The following is a 20954-nucleotide window of genomic DNA, read 5'->3' as shown; positions in this document are numbered from 1 at the left end:
ATCTTTTAATTAAAGACCCATCTCAAATCTAAGGTTTGTCTCAGCCTCTTCAAGAGCCTGCTCTGTTGTGTAACCATTCTCGATTACGTTCTGAAGAGCTGTGCCAAGAGCTGTTCTTGCTGAGTAGTGATAATCAGACTGCTCTACTGTTGGAACATTCTGTGTGTATTCAACGATGTCAGCATAGATTGCCTGACCATTGAAGAAATCAACACCCTGCTGGTAAACATCTGACTCAGCAGCTGCTGCACATGTTCCGATAACACCACCGTTAAGAAGTGCCTCATCATATGTGATAGACTGTCCATCCTCAGCTGAACGACCACCAAATGTGTAAGCTAAGAAATCCTTAGCAAGATCTGTCTTCTTGCAGTTACCTGTGATATAAAGTGAAGATCCACCGTTTGAAGCATATCCTGGCTTACCTGTAAGTGATGGAGCTGGAACGATTTCCCACTTACCAGAGTTCTCTGAAACCTGCTTCATTGTTGGGATAATCCAGTTACCATTGAATACACCAGCAACCATGTCGCCCTGGATTGCCTGATCTGTGTAATCTGACCAGTCATTTGCAAGATAAAGTACATTGTCCTGTGCCATCTTAGCGATGATTTCAAATACCTCTACAAGAGCCTTGTTGTCCTTGATATATGGCTCGCCATCCTTAAACTGTGAAACGCCTTCCTCCTGAAGCATCATGTAGAATAAGTCATTTCCGCTGCCATCCATGCAAAGAAGGTGCTTTCCTGTAGCGTCATAAACCTTCTGTCCGATTTCATCGAACTTCTCCCATGTGATGCCTGTAACATCATCAATTGAATAACCAGCCTGCTCAAGAAGGTCTGTTCTGTATGCGAAGATTGCTGTACCAGCATCTACAGGGAATCCGTAGTGCTTTCCATCGATTGTAGAATATGAAAGCTTCTCAGCTCCAAGTCCTGACCAATCGCAATCTGCATCATCAACATCCTGCCAAGCATCTGGATAGTTTGTTACGTACTGCTGAATGTAGTGATCCTGGAAAAGTACGATATCTGGTAATGTGCTGTAGTCACCAGCTTCTGCTGCAAGTGTAACTGCCTGCTCTACATCTGAAGACTGTGACTGTGTAATAACCTCGAGCTTGAAATCTGGATTAACCTCCTGATAATCCTTCTCAGCTGCCTTAAGTGCTGGGATGTTGAAGTTCTCGTCCCAAGCGTAAACTGTTAATGTGTTCTCATCTGCTGACTGTACGTCTGCTGCTGCAGCTCCGTCCTCTGTAGCTGCATCTGTTGTTGTGTCTGCTGCTGTGTCTGAGCCACCGCAAGCTACCATAGAAGCTGCCATAGCACCAACAAGCATGAGTGAAAGTAATTTCTTCTTCATTCTTTCCATTCTCCTTATTGTTTAAAAACTAGAGCGGCCATTTGTGCACTGTGCACAAATTCTTTCCCAATACTCGCTCCTCATATGGTCATAATACTAGTAAAGCCCAATTTAGTGTTTCATAGAATTGCGCTAAAAAATTGCAGATTCGACTATTTACCCAACTGTCTATAAGTGTTTTTGGCTTAAATTGTGGTTTAATTATGTACAAAAAATGGGATGGCAAAATTGCTTTTACCATCCCTTTTTAGCGCTAATCTTATAATTCTTTTTTGTTAATCCTAAATGATTCTCATCCTTCTTCCACTGATATGGAGTCTTGCCAGTAAGCTTTTTAAAGTTACGGTTGAAGGTAGATGGAGTCTGATAACCAACTCTGAATCCAACCTCTTCCATGGCGTAATCCTTATTTTGGATAATCTCACATGCCTTATCGATTCTAATCATGTTCAGATAATCCAATGGCTTCATGCTCATACTCTCCTCGAATATTCGTCTGAAATGACTCTCGGAAAGTCCGCATTCATGGGCTACATCGGACATCTTTAAATCCTCAGCATAATGCTCAGCAATGTAGCTTACGCTCTTTTCGATATAAGAATTTAATCTTTTCTCCTCTAGTGTAAGGCTGGAGCTCATATCCTCATTTATTCTGAGGAGCTCTACAACAAAGGCTCTTAAATAGCCCTTTACTGCATCCTTGTAATAAGGCTTCTTCTCGCGATATTCTTCAATAATATTTCGCACTACATTGGTCAGTGCCTTATTCTGGTTCCACTGCACTACATAGCCTTGATTATTAATTCGCTTAATTACCTCCTCAGGAAGCATTCTCTTGAAGGACATCTCATTTCTGATGAAGCTGTCTAAGTCAATGTAAATGTACTCCCATTTACACACGCCCTGATTAAAGCTTTTAGTCTCATGTGGAATATTCTCTGGAATAATAGTAATTATTCCGCCCTTGTAAGGTACCTTTGATTCTTCGATTGTCAGGTGTCCATTACCCCAATAGCAGTATCCTATCTCCATATAATTGTGGAAATGAAGAAGATTCTCCTGCTCTGCTCCATAGCTACGTACCCAGGTGTCACCTAAAAGTGCCATCACATAATGACCATCTGGAATCTCATAATATCTATACTCAATTTGTTTCTTCTGCTTTGCCATACTCTTCTCTCACAAAACGTTTGAATACTTCGATGGATCTCTCCACCTTTTCAGTATCAATACAATACGCCATTCTAAAATATCCCGGGCAACCAAAATTATCTGCTGGAACTAATATTAAATCATATTTCTTAGCCTTCATGCAAAAGGCATTTGCATCATCTTCCAATGCCTTAGGAAAAATATAGAATGTCCCACCTGGGCGAACCACTTCAAATCCCATTTCAACAAGAGCATCGTATATGATGTTCATATTAGTCTCATAAACGCTTAAATCACTTGTTTCATCAAGAACCTGACTTACTGCAAGCTGTGATGTGGATGCTGGACAATTGTGGCCTATTCCTCGGCTTATCTGTCCCATAATTACCGCAAGGATATCCGCATCTGTTGCCTTAGGATTAACTGCTACATAGCCAATACGCTCTCCCGGAAGGGATAGACTCTTTGAAAATGAGTAGCATGTCAAAGTATTATCGTAGTGTTTCGCAGGGTAAGGACACTGCTTCCCATCAAAAACTATTTCTCTATATGGCTCATCGCTGATAAGAAATATATCATGACCATATTCCTCCTGCTTAGAATATAAAATATCAGCAAGTCGTTTAATAGTCTCTTCACTATAAACAATACCCGAAGGATTGTTTGGAGTGTTTATAAGCACTGCCATAGTCTTTTCGTTTATTACACGTTTAAATTCTTCAAAATTTATCTGGAAGTCCTCTGTTCTTGGAGGGACAACCTTCATGATGGCACCAGTTCTGCCAATATATTCAGTGTATTCAGGGAAAAAAGGTGCAAAAACAATTATTTCATCACCAGGCTCTGTAACAAGTCTAAATGCATGGGCAAGAGCTCCCGCTGCACCGATTGCCATAAAAATATGCTTTGCTTCGTATGGTACTCCAAATCTCTTGCTGATAGATTCAGCCACTGCTGCTCTCACATCCTCAATTCCAAGGGATGGGCTATAACCGTGAATCGCCATAGGATCCTTATCCTGATACATCTTCACAACAGCATCTGTATAGCCTGTAGGACATGGCACACTTGGGTTTCCAAGACTATAATCAAATACATTCTCGTATCCGATTTCCTTTCCCCTTGCTGTAGCATATTCACTCAGCTCTCTGATAATTGATTTCCCCTCTAGCATTTTCTTATAAGACTTGTTAATCATCACATATCTCCCATTTGACTAAGCCAGTTTCCAAGTTATTAGTCTAAATTTTACCACAAAAAAGCTGTTGTACAATATGCACAACAGCCTTTTTAACATTATATTTTGTGTCTACGTTCGTGTTCTCCAAAATAAGCTTCTTTATCCACATACATCAATTTATCGGCCTGATCAATCAAATTCTCCATATCCCTAGCATTATCGCTCCAAATTGCACCTGCAGCAATTGAAATAGTTTTCGCTTTCTTTCTAAGCTTCGACACTTCTTCTTCAAAATGGTCCCTTGTTATATTAGGGATAATGACAATGAATTCATCTCCGCCTATCCTATAGCAATACTTTTTCTTAAAGACACTGGCAACAACACCTGCAGTCTCCTTAATTAACTCATCGCCTTCATCATGGCCATAACTATCATTGATATTCTTTAATCCATTTATATCAATAAAACATACTCCTACTGATACATCCATGCCTTCCAGCATGCTAATTGTTTCATTGTATGATCTACGATTACCAAGATCTGTAAGCTCATCATGGGTATTTCTATACATCAATTCATTGGTAATTACGTAATTTCGAAGCTCCTCTGATATGAAAATACTGATTGATTCTACAACCTCTTTAACATTAATATCTAAATCAAGAGAATAATTATCTATCAGCAAATATCCTATGATATTTCCCCTGTCCTTTAATGCAGCGACTATGTATCGTGAAATGGTTCCATGCAATACAGCCTTGTAAACTTCACTATTTTGAGCGTTTACCATAGCCACATCATCACAGATATACACATTATTATCTCCCATTTGCTTTTGCCAAAGGGTGTAAAAATCATATTGCTCCAGAATTTCTTTACCGGGAAGACCAGTACCTCCAATTTTATCAGCCCAGGCCAACACCTCTCCGCACTCGCCCTGATATGTTTCTAAAATAGCGGCTCTGTCTGCCTTTAAAATATTTCCAAGGGCTTTAAGCGTGTACTTTATTCCCTTTTTGAAATCGTTTGCCGAGAGATACTTAGCGCATTCCAAAATGAAATTATTGGACTTGGTGGTAATAACGCGATTTACCTCCTTGCGCTTTTCTGCTGTTACATCATGAATAATAAAAGCACAGAAGCCCTTCTTATAAACTGGTACAGCCCAAAATTCAAACCATCTATTAAACTGTGTATTATAAGTGCTGTTGATTACAGATTGGCGCATGATTGCTGCCTGATAGCTCAGGCGAATCCAATCCTCATCCCTGTTATTTACAGTATTGTAATAGGTTGATCCAATAAGCTCGCTGGTAGATTTTCCAACAAGACTGGCATATTTTTCATTGGCGAATAAGAACTGCATATCCTGTACAGTTCCAAACGGATCCGTGAGAACTTGAAAAATACAGCACGCATCAGGCAGGTCTCTTAGCATGTACAAAATATCCTGCGCTGAATAATCAATATTTGATAAAATATCGTTTTCCTTGTTTGACATTCTAGCCTCCCCCAAACCAGCTGTGTTTCACCCTTTTAATATACTATATTAAATATTGTGTCCAAAAACAATTTGTTTATCTATTTATTCCTGAATTATCATAGCTTTTAACACGCCATCTAAACCATAATCTCTTTTTCCATTTCCATAGCCAGTTTTTTCAATTTTATACTCTCTTGGAAGATTATTGGTTGTTCGAATAGCTGCTACCGTTGCAGCTCCCGTAGGAGTTACAAGCTCTCCTAAAACATCGATAATCTCTAGCTCAATATCGTTATCATTTACAATATTTTTTACTGCTGGAACAGGTACTGGCAGGATACCATGCTGGCATCTTACTGTGCCCTTACCATCATATAGCTTTTGGACAATCACATCTGTAATTTCCAGATTATCAAGACATACTGCGATTGCAATAATGTCTACTATAGAGTCTATAGCTCCCACCTCATGAAAATGTACTTCCTCCAAAGGCACCTCATGTGCTTTGGACTCCGCCTTTGCAAGAACTTCAAATATGTCCTTTGCAATCTTTCTCGCCCCATCAGTCATTTCGGTGCTATCGATAATCTCGTAAATCTCTTTAATCCCACGGTGATGATGTCCATGATGATGCTCGTGACCATGTTCATGATCACCATGTGACTCTCCATGAAGATGACCATAGAGATACTCCATATCGTGGTCGTGTCCGTCATGCTCCTTATCCAGCACCACATCAAAATCGGTGCATTCAATATCTCTCTTTTTTAACCGCTTTATAACGATATCAAATCCATCCGCTTTTATGCTTTTTAAAGCATCTAAAAGGACATGGCTGTCGGCGCCCAAATCTAAAAGAGCGCCAACTGTCATGTCCCCACTAATTCCTGAATTACATTCTAGATATAATTTTCTGTCCATCAAATCCTCTACTGGAAGAAAGCCATTTCCTCATCAAGCACCTTGGCAATTTTGGTAAGACCATTTGCCTTTTCTGAAAGAATTTCCATTGTGTCAGAAAGATCTTGCATAGAAGCTCTTGTTTCTTCTGAGCTAGCTGCGTTCTGTTGTGAAATAGCTGAAAGATTATTGATGGTCTCTGATATAACTGTACTAGCCTTCTCTGATTTATCAACGTTTTCAACAATTTCTTTTGTAAGAGTTACTGACTTGTTAATATCCTCAATAAGGAGATCAACCTGCTCAATGGTTCTGTGAATAGTACTACGCTGCTTACTGATGGCTTCTTGCACGCTGCCGGCTTCTTCCATTGTCTTATTAGAATCAGCTGCAAGTCCCTTCATTGCTTCCTGAATATTCTGAGCAGCTGCTGCGGACTGGTCTGCCAACTGACGGATCTCATCAGCAACAACAGCAAATCCCTTACCTGCTTCACCTGCTCTAGCAGCTTCTATACTTGCATTTAATGATAACAGATTTGTCTGTGCAGCAATAGCATCAATTATCTGTACAGCCTCACTAATTGTTGTTACGGCTGTGTTTGTATTTCCAATCAACTCTACGATTCCATCGATAGCAGCAATACTTTCTCTTGTAGACATTCTAAGCTCTGTCAGCTTATCCTGACTGGCCTTCGAATTATCCTGCATAAGATCTGCAATATTATGCATCTCATCTGTATTTCCAATAATAAGCTGAATTGCTTCGTTGATATCATTTACGCTTTCAACAGCTTCCTGTAAGGATTCAGCCTGTGAGGATGCACCTGTTGCTACCTGAGAAACTGCTGTAGTTACATTATCTGCTGTTTCCGTAATTGTCTCTATTGTGTCATACAGATACGCCGCTGAATCATCCACTTCGTTAGACGACACTCTGGCATTACCAATAACATCTCTGATTTTCTCAGCCATGTCAAACAAGGCATTTGACATTTCACCAAGCTCATCTCTTCTATTCTTAACCTTATCACTAAGATGAATTTCCAAATCACCTGTTGCCATCTGGCGAACAGCTCTAACGTTTTCATCAATTGACTTTATAATCTGTACGATATAAAGAACTGCGATTATAGCAAAAATAATTATGATTGCGAAGGAAAGAGTAACAGTCCAAGCTACTTTTTTACTTATATACTCTGTTACTGCTATTTTTTCCAAACCAACAAAGGCCATACCATAAATTGCACCGGTTTCATCTTTTAAAGGAATGTATGCTACGTAAAATGGCTGACCATTTATCATTACGTTTTCTGCTGAATATCTATTGCCTCCATTTAATACTTCCGCAATAACAGCATCTCCGGCTTTCGTTCCAACTGCTCCTTCGATACTTGAACGCTCACGAGTATCTCCTCTAAAGAAGGTATAATCATAACCTGTCTCTTCGTGCATTTCCTGCTCCAGTGTAAGATTCGCTATTTCCTCGGCAGTCATACTTTTCTCAATATAATCCAAAACCTGAGCGTATGATGCACAAGTTGCCATTACACCTGTTTCAACCTCGTATTCCATTCCTCGGCGCATATTGGTGGTTCCTACAATTGTTGCAGCCACACCTACACACACCAACGATATGATTAGCAATCCCAAAATAGCTGTTCTCAGTGAAGAAATCTTTACCATTTGGGCTAACTTATCCATTGTGCCAACATTTTCCTTGCTCTCCATATTCGACCTCCGTTTATCATCTCCCTGGCCGATTGAACAGTATTACTCCACAAAGCTAGAAAACCGACTATTTGGATTATAGCCTATAATTACGTACATACTGTGAAAAAAGTGTAAAAAACGGCAACTGTTGTAACATTGTGAACAGTTGCCTTTTTAATCATTATTATTATTTTTTTCTATTTCTATATTTACACTAAAATCGATGCCACTATCTTCTAATTTATCGCGGGTAATCTTACGCTGTGCTTCTCTAAGCATTTCCTTAACCGCTTCTAAATCATCGTAGGCATCATCAGAGCTATATGGTTTGTTTTCATCTTCAAACTTCCAATTCATATTTTGAATCCTTATCAGCTCTCCCAGTGAACCTAGTCTAGCAAATTAGTTTGAAGAAATGATGTCTTAATCTATATTATTTAAGGAAATCCTCAATCTGTCCCTCGATAATCTTCATAAGACGCTGGCGAGCTTCTACTGCTGCCCATGCAATATGAGGTGTGATAAGAAGCTTTGTACTGTCCTTGATTCTTACAAGTGGATTCTCAGGAGACATTGGCTCCACATCAAGAACGTCCAAACCTGCTGCTGCAATTTGTCCACATTCAAGTGCATCTGCAAGGTCTTTTTCCACAATGATTGGACCTCTTCCAACATTGATGAGGATAGCGTTCTTCTTCATCTTTGAAAGAGCTGCTTTGTCGATAAGGTGCATTGTATTTTCATCTAGTGGTGCGTGGATAGAAACAACATCTGATGTGGATAACAGTGTTTCAAAATCCACCTCTTTGTAGATATCTGAATGATTACGTCCACTGGTAGAATAGTAGATTACATTGGCTCCAAAAAGCTTTGCAATTTCTGCTACTCGGCTACCGATTGCACCAAGTCCTATGATACCCCAGGTCTTTCCTGCAATTTCATGGAAATGCTTTTCAAAGTGAGTAAACATTCTATCGTTTACATACTTCTCGCTCTTAACATACTCATCATAATAACTAAGATGCTCTAAGAGATAGAATGCTAATGAGAAAGTATGCTGAGCAACTGCCTCTGTTGAATATCCCGCTACATTTCTCCACTCGATTCCACGGCCTGCAAGGTAATCCTTATCAAGATTATTTGTACCTGTAGCTGTAACGCAAACAAGCTTAAGATTCTTTGCTGTGCTGATGGTAGCCTCGTTTACAGGCACCTTGTTAAGAACGATAATATCAGCATCCTCTACCCTGGCTGGCACCTCATCAGCAGCTGAGTAATCATAGATTACTACTTCTCCAAATCTCTCAAATCCTGATAAATCAATATCTTCTCCAATTGTCTTTCTGTCCAAAAATACAATCTTCATAATCTACCTCCTTAGTTATTTACAAATGTCACCATAACAGTCTGGTCTTCTGTCTCTGAAGATTCCCCAGCTAAGGCGATTCTCTGCTATTTCCTCTAAATCATAGGTGTGAATAAGCACCTGTTCTTTATCTCTCGAAGCATCTTCAAGGATTGCTCCTGTTTCATCCGTCATAAATGAGCTTCCATAGAAATTAAGGCTGGATTCCTGTCCACCATTTTCCTTGCATGGCTTAACCTCTTCAAGCCCAATTCTGTTGGCAGCTATAACTGGCATAAGGTTACTGCCTGCATGTCCCTGCATACAACGTCTCCAATGTGGCATGCTATCACTTTCAAGAATAGGCTCACTACCAATAGCCGTTGGGTAGAAAAGAAGCTCCGCACCCTGTACTGCCATTGCTCTTGCTGTCTCAGGGAACCACTGATCCCAACAGATTCCTACTCCAATCTTAGCATACTTTGTATCCCAAACCTTAAAGCCTGTGTTACCTGGTGTGAAGTAGAATTTCTCCTGATAAAAATGGTCGTCAGGAATATGAGTCTTTCTATAAACTCCAAGTACTTCTCCATCTGCATCAATTATTGCCACAGAATTATAAAGTACATTTCCATCCTTTTCATAAAAGCTGACAGGAATAACTACTGAGAGCTCCTTAGCCACCTTCTTAAAATGGCATACAGCATCATTTTCCTCTACGGATTTTGCAAAATAATAGTATTCATACTGACGCTCCTGACAGAAATACTGTCGCTCAAAAAGCTCTGGGATAAGTATAATCTGTGCGCCTGAAGCTGCTGCTTCGCGAACCATTTTGTCCGCTTTTTTTATATTTTCCAAAACTACTGTAGTGCAGCTCATTTGAATAGCCGCCACTGTTACTTTTCTCATAGTTATTCTCCTGCTGGAATTTGTTGGGTGATGCAATGAATATTTCCACCACCTACTATTATTGCTCTGGCATATACTGGATAAATCTTTCTTTCTGGAAATAGTTTTCCAAGAATTTCCACCGCCACTTTATCATTCTCATCATTAAACTGAGGCAAGATAATTCCCCCGTTTGATATATAAAAGTTTACATAGCTGGCTGCTAACCTTTCGCCAACCTCACGAACATCTTCGCCTTCTTCAAATTCGTAGCCCTTAAGCTCTTCTTCAGTGATACAAACAGGTTTCTTTGGGATAGGAAGCTTGTGAACTATAAAGTTTCTTCCTTTTGCATCTGTTTCCTTTTCAAGAACGTCTAGGCAGGCTTTACTCATATTATACTGTGGATCGTCCTTATCATCAGTCCATGCCAATACTACTGTTGCAGGGCCCGTAAAAGCACACACATTATCCACGTGTTCATTAGTCTCATCATTATATATTCCTGATGGAAGCCAGATTATCTTTTCAGCTCCAAGATATTCCTTCAGCTTATTTTCAATCTGATTCTTGGACATCTTTGGATTACGTCCTTTGCTAAGTAAGCAGGCTTCTGTGACAATTACAGTACCCTCGCCATCTGAGTGTATGCTACCGCCCTCCAATACAAATGGATGTGCATCGTAGCATTCCATTCCGAGAGCTTTACATATCTGAGATGCTGCTGCATCGTCCTTTTCCCAGTGGGCATAAAGACCATCATATTCTCCGCCCCAGGCGTTAAACTCCCAGTCAATTCCTCTCACTTCTACGCCGTTTACAACACAGGTAGGCCCTACATCTCTGGCCCATGCATCGTTTGTCTCTATCTGAAGTGGATGTATACTAGGCCATTTTTCAAAGGTCTCCTCTACTTCGTGAAGGTGGGCTTCATCAGCCAGCATCCATACCTCTTCGCTCTCTGAAATTGCTATTGCTATCTGAGAAAAAACTGCCTTTGCCTGCAATCCACCATATGGCCACGAACCTGGTCTTACCGGCCATATCATCACGCATCCACGGTGGGAAGCATACTCTGCTGGCATATAAAATTTATCTGCTTTAGGTGTACTAATCATAAAACCCCACTAGGACAGACGATTCTTGAAATCCTCATATCCAAATTTCTTAACTAACTGACAATCCCCATCCTGCTTCTGTAAATAAATGCTAGGAAGTGGGATGCCATTAAACGTATTATTCTTAACCATTGAATATATAGCCATATCCTCAAATACAAGGCGATCTCCAACCATAATCTCATTATCGAAGGAATAATCTCCGATGATATCTCCTGCGAGACAGGTATAAGAACTAAGCCTGTATTCATAAGGCTTCTGTCCCCACTCTCCTGAATCCTTAAGAGGTGGACGGTATGGCATTTCTAAAACATCTGGCATATGACATGCTGCAGATGCATCTAAAATTAATGTCTTTATCCCATTATCAACAATATCCAAAACCTCTGTCACAAGGTATCCTGCGTTCAAAGCAATTGCTTCTCCTGGCTCTAGATATACCTCTAGATTATAGGTTTCTTTCACGTCTTTTATGATACGAACAAGGCGATTTATATCATAATCTTCACGACTAATATGATGTCCTCCACCCATATTTATCCAGCTCATTTTGTCTAGATACTGTCCAAACTTATCTTTTACGACTTCAATTGTAGTCTCTAAATCATCACTATTCTGCTCACATAGCGTATGAAAATGAAGACCATCAACACCCTTTAATACATCAGGATTATTATCTATAGCCTGCTGTAAATTTGTAAGAGTAACGCCAAGTCTCGACCCTTTTGAACATGGGTCATAAATTGCCTGGTCCCCCTGTGTAGAACACTCAGGATTAATCCTAAGCCCGATAGAAACTCCTGCATCTAGACATTTATCCTTGTACTTCATCAGCTGTGCAACTGAGTTAAAAATAATATGGTCGCAAAGCTTTACCAATTCATCCATATCAGCTTCCTTGTAGGCCGGTGCAAATACATGATTCTCCTTGCCCATTTCCTCCTTACCAAGGCGAGCCTCATATAGACCGCTTGCTGTAGTACCTGCAAGATACTTACCTATTAATGGATAAACACAAAAGTTTGAAAAGGCCTTCTGGGCCAGCAGAATTTTACAACCTGCCTCCTGCTGCACCCTTTCTAAAACCTTAAGATTCTCTATCAATTTACCCTCATCGATTACGTATGAGGGTGTTTCCACCTGCGATAATATCATTTATTCCCCCGCTATCGATTAATCTACGAGAACTGGATTCTCTACTACCTGCCAAGGTAAGCCCCACTTATTAAGAGCTTCCATGTATGGATCTGGATCGAACTCATCTGTTGTGAATACACCTGGGTTCTTCCACTGTCCTGTTACAACCATCATAGCACCAATCATTGCTGGTACACCAGTTGTGTATGAAATTGCCTGTGAACCAACCTCCTTGTAGCACTCCTGATGGTCACATACATTATAAATATAGATAGAGCGCTCCTTACCATCCTTGATACCTGTAAAGATACATCCGATATTTGTCTTACCAACTGTTCTTGGACCAAGTGATGCTGGGTCTGGAAGAAGAGCCTTAAGGAACTGAATTGGAACAATTTCCTGTCCATTGAAGTTAATAGGTGTAGTGCTAAGCATTCCTACATTTTCAAGGCAGTTCATGTGTGTAAGGTAGCTCTGACCAAATGTCATGAAGAAACGAATTCGCTTAACCTCTGGCATATTTCTTCCAAGAGCCTCAATTTCCTCATGGTGAAGAAGGTACATGTCCTTCACACCAACACCATCAAAGTCGTACTCTCTCTTGATGCTCATAGCTGGAATCTCAATCCACTTTCCGTTTTCCATATATGAACCTGGTGCTGAAACCTCACGAAGGTTAATCTCTGGATTGAAGTTTGTTGCAAATGGATAGCCATGATCTCCACCATTGCAATCAAGGATATCGATTGTATGAATCTCATCAAAGTAATGCTTCTTTGCATAAGCTGCAAATACGCTTGTTACACCTGGATCAAATCCTGTTCCAAGAAGTGCTGTAAGACCAGCATTCTTAAACTTATCTTCGTAAGCCCACTGCCAGCTGTAATCAAAGTATGCTGAGAAACCAAGCTCCTTGCATCTCTTCTCGTAGATTGCTCTCCACTTAGGATCATCTGTATCCTCTGGCTCATAATTTGCTGTATCAATATAATCTACACCTGCTGCAAGACATGCATCCATAATTGTAAGATCCTGATAAGGAAGTGCTACGTTAAGAACTGCATCTGGAGCATAGTCCTTAATAAGCTTTGTAAGTGCCTCTACATCATCTGCATCTATCTGAGCAGTCTTGATAACTGTCTTTGTCTTGTCCTGAAGCTTTTCTTTCATTGCCTCGCACTTTGAAACTGTGCGGCTTGCAATCATAATCTCCTCGAAAACATCACTATTCTGGCAGCACTTTGAAATTGCAACCTGTGCTACTCCACCACATCCAATAATTAATAATCTTGCCATTTTATTACTCTCCTATTTATTCAATATTTTCCTTTGATTCTTTTTTAGCAGCCTTCTCTTCTTCGACCAATAAATCCTCTACATATCTAGGTAACATGAAGGCTCCCTTGTGAAGATTTGTTGTGTAATACCAGGTCTGTATGTTTCTTGCCTTCCAGCGCTTGGTATCCAAATCCTTCAGTGGATGATATTTCTTTGAAGCAAATCCAAACATCCAATATCCTGACGGACATGTAGGAATGTTTGCCTGATAAACCCTGTTGATAAGGAAGCTCTTGTAGGCCTTTCGATGCATGGCTCTAAAGGCTTCCTCATCTTCATCGTAGAAAGGACTACCATGCTGATAAACCATGATTCCATCTTCCTTAAGTGCTCTATAGCAACTGCCATAAAACTCTCTTGTGAAAAGACCTTCTGCATATCCGAATGGGTCTGTTGTATCATTAATAATCAAATCATATTTATCTCTGCAACGGCGAAGGAATCTAAGTCCGTCCATATTTGTGACTGTAACTCGCTCATCATCAAATCCCTTTGCTGTCTCAGGGAAAAACTCCTTGCTGATTTCTACGAACTTTTCATCTTGCTCAACCACATCAATGTGCTCGATTTCAGGATACTGTGTGAGTACGCGGGCTACGCCGCCATCTCCTCCACCAATGATAAGCACCTGCTTTACGCAAGGATGCACTGCCATCGGCACGTGAACTACCATCTCGTTGTAGATGAATTCATCTGCCTCTGAGAAGATAATCTCACCATCTAATACAATCATCTTTCCCAGCTCCTGTGTCTCGAAAACATCGATTCGCTGGTACTCGCTCTGACCGCTGTACAACTGTTTATTTACACGGATGCTCGTCTTAACGTGCTCCGTTTCCATCTGTGAAAACCAAAAATCCATTATTTCTCCTTAATTACGCTAATAAGCTCAACCTCTGGGTCCTTAGTACCCTGAAGACTACAACCTTTTTCCTTGGCGAAATCGATATACTCAATGATTTCTTTTGTAATCCTCTCTCCAGGTGTCAAAATAGGAATACCAGGTGGATAACACATTACAAGCTCGGCGCAAATCTTGCCATCTGTGTCGTGTAATGGCAACTGCACCTTGTCAGCGTAAAAAGCCTGCTGTGGAGTCATAACGTTTTCAGGCTGAATGAACTCTCCGCAGTAAAGGTCGCTGGAGTCCTTTTCATAGAGACGCTTAATATCCTCTAAAGCTCCAACTAATCGCTCAATATCCTGAATTCTATCTCCAATGGAAATGTACGCCAAAATATTTCCGATATCACCAAACTCAATCTGAATATCATACTCATCTCTTAAAAGGTCATATACCTCAATTCCTGTAAGACCAATTCCCTGAGTATATATAGAAAGCTTAGTAACATCGAAATCGTAAACACTGTCTCCATCAATGAGCTCCTTGCCATAAGCGTAGAAGCCACCGATTTCATTAATCTCGCTACGGGCATACTCTGCCATGCGAGCTACTTTTTCAAAAGATTCCTCACCTCTTAAAGCGAGATTTCTTCTAGATAAATCCAGACTGGACAGCAGCAAATAAGATGCACTGGTAGTCTGTGTAAGATTTATAATCTGACGCACATACTCTGCATCCATATTTTCTCCGCAAAGAAGAATAGAACTTTGAGTAAGGCTTCCGCCAGATTTATGCATAGAAACAGCTGCCATATCCGCTCCTGCAGCCATTCCCGATATTGGTAAATTATCATTAAAATAAAGATGTGTTCCGTGAGCCTCGTCTGCAAGGACTTTCATTCCATGCTCATGGGCAATCTTTACTATTTCTTTCAAATTTGAACAAATGCCATAGTAGGTAGGATTATTTATAAGGATAGCTTTTGCATCTGGATTTGCATCCATTGCACGTCTAACTTCTTCTACCTCAACACCAAGGGCAATACCTATCTCTGGATTGACCTTTACTTCCACGTAAACAGGCACGGCGCCACAAAGCACCATGGCATTAATAACACTCTTATGGACATTTCTCGGAATAAGAATTTTATCTCCAGCTTTACAAACTGATAAAATCATAGTCTGAACTGAGCTGGTAGTACCATTAACCATAAGAAAGGCATGAGCCGCCCCAAAAGCATCCGCTGTAAGCTCCTCCGCCTCTTTAATAACAGAAATGGGATGTCCCAAATTATCCAGCGGCTTCATGGAATTTACATCCAATCCAACACACTGCTTTCCCAACAAATCTACAAGCTCGGGATTACCTCTTCCACGCTTGTGTCCGGGAACATCGAAGGGAACTACTCTCCTTCGTCTAAATCGCTCCAATGCCTCACAAATAGGAGCTGATTTCTGCTCGTATTTCTTCATTTACATTACCTTTTCCCTTAAGCTGTTGATGCTCTTCATCCTCGCATCCCCGCTAAAAATAAGGCGAGGGATGAAAAAGTCACCACTCGCCCATTATATATTACTTTGTCTCTAAGTGTTACTGTTTTCGACAGTTTTTTAAAGCAATTTTGACTTTAAAAATCTATCTTAATAGTTCTGCTCTCTAACCTCGAAGTAAGCCTTTGGATGCTTACATACCGGACATACCTCTGGAGCCTCTGTTCCAACAACGATATGGCCACAGTTACGGCACTCCCACATTGTAACACCGCTCTTCTTGAATACTTCCATGGCATCAACATTATGGAAAAGCTTACGATAACGATCCTCATGCTCTTTCTCGATAGCTGCTACACCTCTGAACTGGGCTGCGAGCTCAGGAAAGCCTTCCTCTTCTGCTTCCTTAGCCATTCTGTCGTACATATCTGTCCACTCAGCATTCTCACCCTCAGCTGCATGAAGAAGATTCTCAGGTGTAGTACCAACCCCACCTAATGCCTTGAACCAAAGCTTAGCATGCTCCTTCTCGTTGTCAGCTGTCTTTAAGAATAAAGCTGCAATCTGCTCATAACCTGCTTTCTTAGCTACTGAAGCGAAGTATGTATACTTATTTCTAGCCATTGACTCTCCAGCAAAAGCCTCCCAAAGATTCTTTTCTGTTTTTGTGCCTGTGTACTTATTCTCTGCCATTTTAAAATCCTCCTTTTACTGTCAAATAATTATGACCTTTCAAGTCCTATCTTACTTAATTTAATTGTGTAATGTCAATATTATGCTGCGGCAATCTCTTTTACAATTCCATTGATAGTTTTAAATAATGCCTGTGAATTCATCTTTCCAGAAACCATAAATCCAGTCCATTGTCCCTTAGTAGCATTAATACCGTTAAGGTATTTAATACCAAAGCAGTTTTTTGACATAACCCACTCTTCCAAATTCTTAGAGTAATCATCGATAAGAATAGAAGTATATTCATGATCTATGTATTTCTGCTTGGACTCTCCATATGGCACAAATATGATTTCCAAATAACCCAAACCATTATTTTTGAGCCACGTCAGCTTATCCCCAATAGAATGATTATCCTGATAAACCGCTGAAAGAATAGAAACATCATATTCCTCTGATAATAGCTTAACTGCCGTAATCAGATTTTCTTCTGGTTCCAGACTCGCAAAATATCCCGGCTCAAAAGTCTCTTCAATTGATGCATCAACATTCCATTTAGCAATGCAACCATCCATATCTATATATAGCTTTATATTTTTATCCATAAAAGTCTCCTTTCTTCGCCCTCTGTTTTATTCAGCTATAATTTTAAAAAAATTGGGTGCCCATAAATATGGGCACCCTCCTGGCCTGTTCAAAAAATCATATGAATTTCTTTAAAAGCTGCCATTTTTTATCATCTAACGGACCATAACGTATAGGTATATCGATTTTTGTAGAGCCCCAGTAAACACTCTTTTCATGGGTAAATGTCCTGAAGCTATAAAATCCATGATAATTTCCCATACCACTGTTTCCAACTCCGCCAAAAGGCATGTGATGGTTTGCAATATGAAGGATTGTATCGTTTATGCAGCCTCCTCCAAATGGTAATTTGTTTATCAGGCTTTTCGCCAACGCTGCATCTTCGGTAAATATATACGTTGCAAGAGGATGTGGTCTATCATTTATTTGTTCCACTGCCTCATCAATATTATCGTAGTTTATCACAGGTAGGATTGGTCCAAATATCTCTTCTTCCATTGTTGGATGGGTGAAATCCGCGTCAGTTATAATAGCTGGTGATATTTTTCGAGACTGGGCATCTCCCTCACCATCAATTACCTTTCCAAGCTTACGCTCTTCCTCAATAAGCTTCATAAGCCTGTTGAAATGATGATTAGATACAATCTTTGGATAGTCTTTATTTAACAATGGCTTTCCATAAGTTCTATCTACTTCATCCTTAAGCTCAGACACCAGGGCTTCCTTCACTTTTCTATCAACTAAAATATAGTCAATAGAAATACATGTCTGTCCAGCATTCAAAAGCTTTCCCCAAATTATTCTTTTAGCTGCAAGTTTTATATTTGCTGAATCAGTCACTATACATGGACTCTTTCCACCCAGCTCCAACGAGACAGGTATCAATCTTTTCGATGCAGTTTCCATTATCTGTTTTCCTACACGTGGACTTCCCGTGAAAAAGATATATTGATAATCCTGATCTAATACTTCGTCATAATCGATTTCAGCCTTAGCGGAATAACAAAGCTCTTCTGGTAAAGACTCGTTTATAATCTCACGTATCACTCTTGCACAGTTTGGACTACTCTTTGAGCACTTTAGGACAACTGTGTTTCCTGCTGCTATTGCTCCTATTACTGGGGAAAACGCAAGAAAGACAGGATAATTCCATGGCGCCAATACGAGAACTACTCCGTATGGCTCCATATATATCCTGCTCTTTCCCGGAAATGTGCCAGAGGTTGTTTTTGCTTTCTTTGGCTTTGACCATTTTCCCAGATGTTTTCTTATGTAACCAAGCTCGCCTAAAACCTGAGCAATTTCTGCCATATAGCTTTCCGCTTTGGATTTTCCTAAATCTTCCTGAAAAGCTTCATATAAATCATCCTCGTGAGCACGAATCCCTTCTTCAAGTTTAGTCAACATCTGCTTACGATATTCAATATCTCTGGTGCTTCCACTTCTAAAGAACTTAGTCTGTAACTGGACTATTTCTTTTATGCTTCGCTCCTTCATCTGCAAAAACCCCTCTGATTAAATTACGCATTTGCAATTAAACTTACTACTCCTACTACAAGTAATACAGGAAAAGCAATGTAAAGTAAACCACCAAAAACTAAACCCACAAGAATTAATGGAAGGAATACAATGTAAAGCAAAACTTTCATCAATCCCCATGTTGCTCTAAAAGCAACTCCAATCATCTTTCCAAATACCATAAAAAATAATACAAAGAATAAAAATGTAAACATATCTTTCACTCCTTATCTTAAAACCGTTCATCATTTCTACCTGTTCAGGTTTTTCTTTTATTGATTATATTCTAATCCCATATGTAATAATATTATATCTTTATTACAGTAAATACTCATATTCTATTTCGCTGAATAGAAAAAATAGATATAATATACCTAAATTTTTAATGTACTCACGGAGGTTTAAATGGGCAGAAAGTCAATTAGAGACGATAAGAATATATTTTTTGAAAGTAGAGAGGCAGCTGGTCTTACACGTGCACAAGCCAGTGAGCTCATTGGCACAATCAGTGAAAGCCGTCTGGAAAAATTAGAGACTGGTAAAGCGGCCATATATCCTGAAGATGTTGTTGATATGGCTAGTGCATATAAGAAACCTGAACTTTGCAATTACTATTGCACACATGAATGTCGCATTGGAAAAGAGTCTGTTCCTGAAGTAAAGGTTTCCTCTCTTTCTGAGATTGTTCTTGGAATGCTTTCAGCTCTTAACTCACTGGATAAGCAAAAGGATCGACTCATTGAGATTACCGCCGACGGTATTGTCTCAGATGATGAAATTCCAGATTTCGTTCATATCCAAAAACAGCTTGACCAAATCGACCATACTGTTGAGGCACTTAAACTGTGGGTAGCGAACACCATTAATTCCGGAAACATCAATGCTGATAGATTAAAAGAGTATTCTGAAAAATAATGGCTTGCATATATTTAAAGAGGAGCAGAAATGCTCCTCTTTTCTAGCTTTGTAAGTCTTGTTCTATATTTACAACAGCCATATCAATACTGTTGTACAACACTTTCGTTTTTCCTGTATCATATAATCTCTAATCCATCCTCCCATACATTACAAGGCAAACATAATACTTCTACGCCTGCTTCTTTTGCTTCCTGTAAAGCTACCGCAAATTCTGGGTGGGTATCAATATTAGGTCTTACTTCTGTCACTTCCTCTACCTGAATTACAAAAGCCACCATTGCTTTGAAACCCTTATCAATCGCTTTTGCAAGTTCTCGCAGATGCTTTACTCCTCTTTCGGTAGGTGCATCTGGAAAATATCCTATGCCATCTTTTATAAGAGTGCATCCCTTAACTTCAAGAAGATATTTTTCCTCTCCTTTTTCCATATAGAAATCTATTCTGGAATCTCCGTACTTATACTCAGGCTGCACTACTGTATAGTCCTGTTTTAAAAGCCACTCTTTTACAACAGCATTTGGCGCCTGCGAATCGATATTGATTATACCTATTGGCGTGTCCACTGCCACCAAGTCATAGGGTGTCTTACGATCTGGATTACTTGCCTTCTCAAGATACACCGTTCTTCCTGGTAGCAATAATTCCTTACATCTACCGGTATTCTTTACATGTACTGTAATCTCTTTTCCTTCCAAATCTACCTGTGCTATGAACCTGTTTGGTCTGGATATGAACTTTGCTTTTACTATATTTGAGTACTTCATCATTTATTGATTTATAGCCTCTTGTAAGTGTTGTTCAACAATATTAAACATGCCATCTGGGGTGTTGTACAACAGTTCTCTCTGTTCGCTCTTTTTTGCGTATATCACGGCTCTTCCTGGTCTTTTTGACTTATGTTGTGGCACGTCAATCTTTCCTTTATGAATCATTACGTCCCACACCTGTCCATTCTTAACTGAATCGTGGAACATTTTACCAAGTCGAGCTCTGATTTGCTCAGGTGATTCTTTCTTTCCCTGGTTGCTTATCTCTTGAAATGTTGGAAGCTCCCATAAGCTAAAATATCCACTCTGTTCTGAGGCCTCCTGTTTTAAACAATCAAGTGCAACAATGTAATCAAACTCGTCATCCCCATACTGCTTCTGCAGCTGACTATAAATCATGTTGTTGACCGAAATCCCCTGTATCTCAGCCTGATGCTTTATCTTGTCATACATCTCCTGATTAATAGATAGATTAACTCTTGGCATTGTAAACTCCCCCTTTGTAAGTATTGTTCAACAGTTTTTCTGTCTTATA

The 20954-nt window shown here is 39.8% G+C and carries 21 protein-coding genes; 1 reads left to right on the top strand and 20 read right to left on the bottom strand.

Annotated features, from left to right (window positions below):
* Positions 1 to 9 precede the first annotated feature (9 nt).
* The 18 genes from BLP54_RS04755 to BLP54_RS04670 form a co-directional block, all read right to left on the bottom strand.
* A complete protein-coding gene (locus BLP54_RS04755; protein WP_090167300.1) occupies positions 10 to 1368 on the bottom strand; it encodes an ABC transporter substrate-binding protein in 1359 nt (452 codons plus the stop codon).
* Between the two features lie 234 nt (positions 1369 to 1602).
* Complete coding sequence (locus BLP54_RS04750) at positions 1603 to 2538, bottom strand: helix-turn-helix domain-containing protein (protein ID WP_090167298.1); 936 nt, start codon at positions 2536 to 2538, stop codon at positions 1603 to 1605.
* The gene (locus BLP54_RS04745; RefSeq protein ID WP_090167296.1) at positions 2513 to 3718 is read right to left on the bottom strand and encodes a pyridoxal phosphate-dependent aminotransferase; all 1206 of its coding nucleotides are present in this window, start codon (positions 3716 to 3718) and stop codon (positions 2513 to 2515) included. Before BLP54_RS04745 ends, BLP54_RS04750 begins: the two co-directional genes overlap by 26 nt.
* A 98-nt stretch (positions 3719 to 3816) precedes the next feature.
* Positions 3817 to 5202, bottom strand: a complete 1386-nt coding sequence (locus BLP54_RS04740; protein ID WP_090167294.1) for a sensor domain-containing diguanylate cyclase — start codon at positions 5200 to 5202, stop codon at positions 3817 to 3819.
* 84 nt (positions 5203 to 5286) lie between these two features.
* Positions 5287 to 6105 carry a nickel pincer cofactor biosynthesis protein LarC gene (locus BLP54_RS04735; protein ID WP_090167292.1) on the bottom strand — a complete coding sequence of 273 codons (819 nt, stop codon included), beginning with the start codon at positions 6103 to 6105 and terminating at the stop codon, positions 5287 to 5289.
* Between the two features lie 8 nt (positions 6106 to 6113).
* Positions 6114 to 7814, bottom strand: coding sequence for a methyl-accepting chemotaxis protein (locus BLP54_RS04730; RefSeq protein ID WP_090167290.1), 1701 nt, complete (start codon positions 7812 to 7814; stop codon positions 6114 to 6116).
* A 156-nt stretch (positions 7815 to 7970) separates the two neighbouring features.
* Entirely contained in the window at positions 7971 to 8153 is a 183-nt protein-coding gene (locus BLP54_RS04725; protein ID WP_090167288.1) for a hypothetical protein, read from the bottom strand.
* Between the two features lie 76 nt (positions 8154 to 8229).
* Positions 8230 to 9162, bottom strand: coding sequence for a D-2-hydroxyacid dehydrogenase (locus BLP54_RS04720; RefSeq protein WP_090167286.1), 933 nt, complete (start codon positions 9160 to 9162; stop codon positions 8230 to 8232).
* A 15-nt stretch (positions 9163 to 9177) separates the two neighbouring features.
* Positions 9178 to 10053 carry an N-carbamoylputrescine amidase gene (aguB, locus tag BLP54_RS04715; protein ID WP_090167284.1) on the bottom strand — a complete coding sequence of 292 codons (876 nt, stop codon included), beginning with the start codon at positions 10051 to 10053 and terminating at the stop codon, positions 9178 to 9180.
* A gap of 2 nt (positions 10054 to 10055) precedes the next feature.
* Positions 10056 to 11150 (bottom strand): agmatine deiminase, encoded by a 1095-nt coding sequence (gene aguA, locus BLP54_RS04710; RefSeq protein WP_090167282.1) that lies wholly within the window; start codon positions 11148 to 11150, stop codon positions 10056 to 10058.
* Between the two features lie 9 nt (positions 11151 to 11159).
* On the bottom strand, positions 11160 to 12305 hold the full coding sequence (gene nspC, locus BLP54_RS04705; protein ID WP_090167280.1) for a carboxynorspermidine decarboxylase: 1146 nt from the start codon (positions 12303 to 12305) through the stop codon (positions 11160 to 11162).
* An 18-nt stretch (positions 12306 to 12323) separates the two neighbouring features.
* Positions 12324 to 13583, bottom strand: coding sequence for a saccharopine dehydrogenase family protein (locus BLP54_RS04700; protein WP_090167278.1), 1260 nt, complete (start codon positions 13581 to 13583; stop codon positions 12324 to 12326).
* A gap of 16 nt (positions 13584 to 13599) precedes the next feature.
* Positions 13600 to 14487, bottom strand: coding sequence for a polyamine aminopropyltransferase (speE, locus tag BLP54_RS04695; protein ID WP_090167276.1), 888 nt, complete (start codon positions 14485 to 14487; stop codon positions 13600 to 13602).
* A complete protein-coding gene (locus BLP54_RS04690) occupies positions 14487 to 15941 on the bottom strand; it encodes an aminotransferase class I/II-fold pyridoxal phosphate-dependent enzyme (RefSeq protein WP_090167274.1) in 1455 nt (484 codons plus the stop codon). The genes speE and BLP54_RS04690 overlap by 1 nt, the downstream gene beginning before the upstream one ends.
* A gap of 168 nt (positions 15942 to 16109) precedes the next feature.
* The gene (gene rbr, locus BLP54_RS04685) at positions 16110 to 16652 is read right to left on the bottom strand and encodes a rubrerythrin (protein WP_090167272.1); all 543 of its coding nucleotides are present in this window, start codon (positions 16650 to 16652) and stop codon (positions 16110 to 16112) included.
* Positions 16653 to 16732: 80 nt separating this feature from the next.
* Entirely contained in the window at positions 16733 to 17236 is a 504-nt protein-coding gene (locus BLP54_RS04680; protein ID WP_090167270.1) for a 5' nucleotidase, NT5C type, read from the bottom strand.
* A gap of 97 nt (positions 17237 to 17333) precedes the next feature.
* Positions 17334 to 18713 (bottom strand): aldehyde dehydrogenase, encoded by a 1380-nt coding sequence (locus BLP54_RS04675; protein WP_090167268.1) that lies wholly within the window; start codon positions 18711 to 18713, stop codon positions 17334 to 17336.
* A 23-nt stretch (positions 18714 to 18736) separates the two neighbouring features.
* Entirely contained in the window at positions 18737 to 18949 is a 213-nt protein-coding gene (locus tag BLP54_RS04670; RefSeq protein WP_090167266.1) for a hypothetical protein, read from the bottom strand.
* A gap of 190 nt (positions 18950 to 19139) precedes the next feature.
* Here BLP54_RS04670 and BLP54_RS04665 point away from each other — a divergent pair, with 190 nt between their 5' ends.
* Positions 19140 to 19649: a helix-turn-helix domain-containing protein gene (locus BLP54_RS04665; RefSeq protein WP_090167264.1), complete on the top strand. Its 510-nt coding sequence runs from the start codon at positions 19140 to 19142 to the stop codon at positions 19647 to 19649.
* 119 nt (positions 19650 to 19768) lie between these two features.
* Here BLP54_RS04665 and sfsA read toward each other — a convergent pair whose 3' ends face one another.
* Together sfsA and BLP54_RS04655 are read right to left on the bottom strand one after the other, a co-directional pair.
* Entirely contained in the window at positions 19769 to 20419 is a 651-nt protein-coding gene (gene sfsA / locus BLP54_RS04660) for a DNA/RNA nuclease SfsA (RefSeq protein WP_330386131.1), read from the bottom strand.
* A complete protein-coding gene (locus tag BLP54_RS04655; protein WP_090167262.1) occupies positions 20420 to 20905 on the bottom strand; it encodes a hypothetical protein in 486 nt (161 codons plus the stop codon).
* Between the last annotated feature and the right edge of the window lie 49 nt (positions 20906 to 20954).

It is taken from the genome of Pseudobutyrivibrio sp. 49, assembly GCF_900100545.1.
Classification (GTDB): Bacteria; Bacillota; Clostridia; order Lachnospirales; family Lachnospiraceae; genus Pseudobutyrivibrio.
Note: the sequence above shows the minus strand (reverse complement) of the source record. Positions and strands in the feature narration are given on the sequence as shown.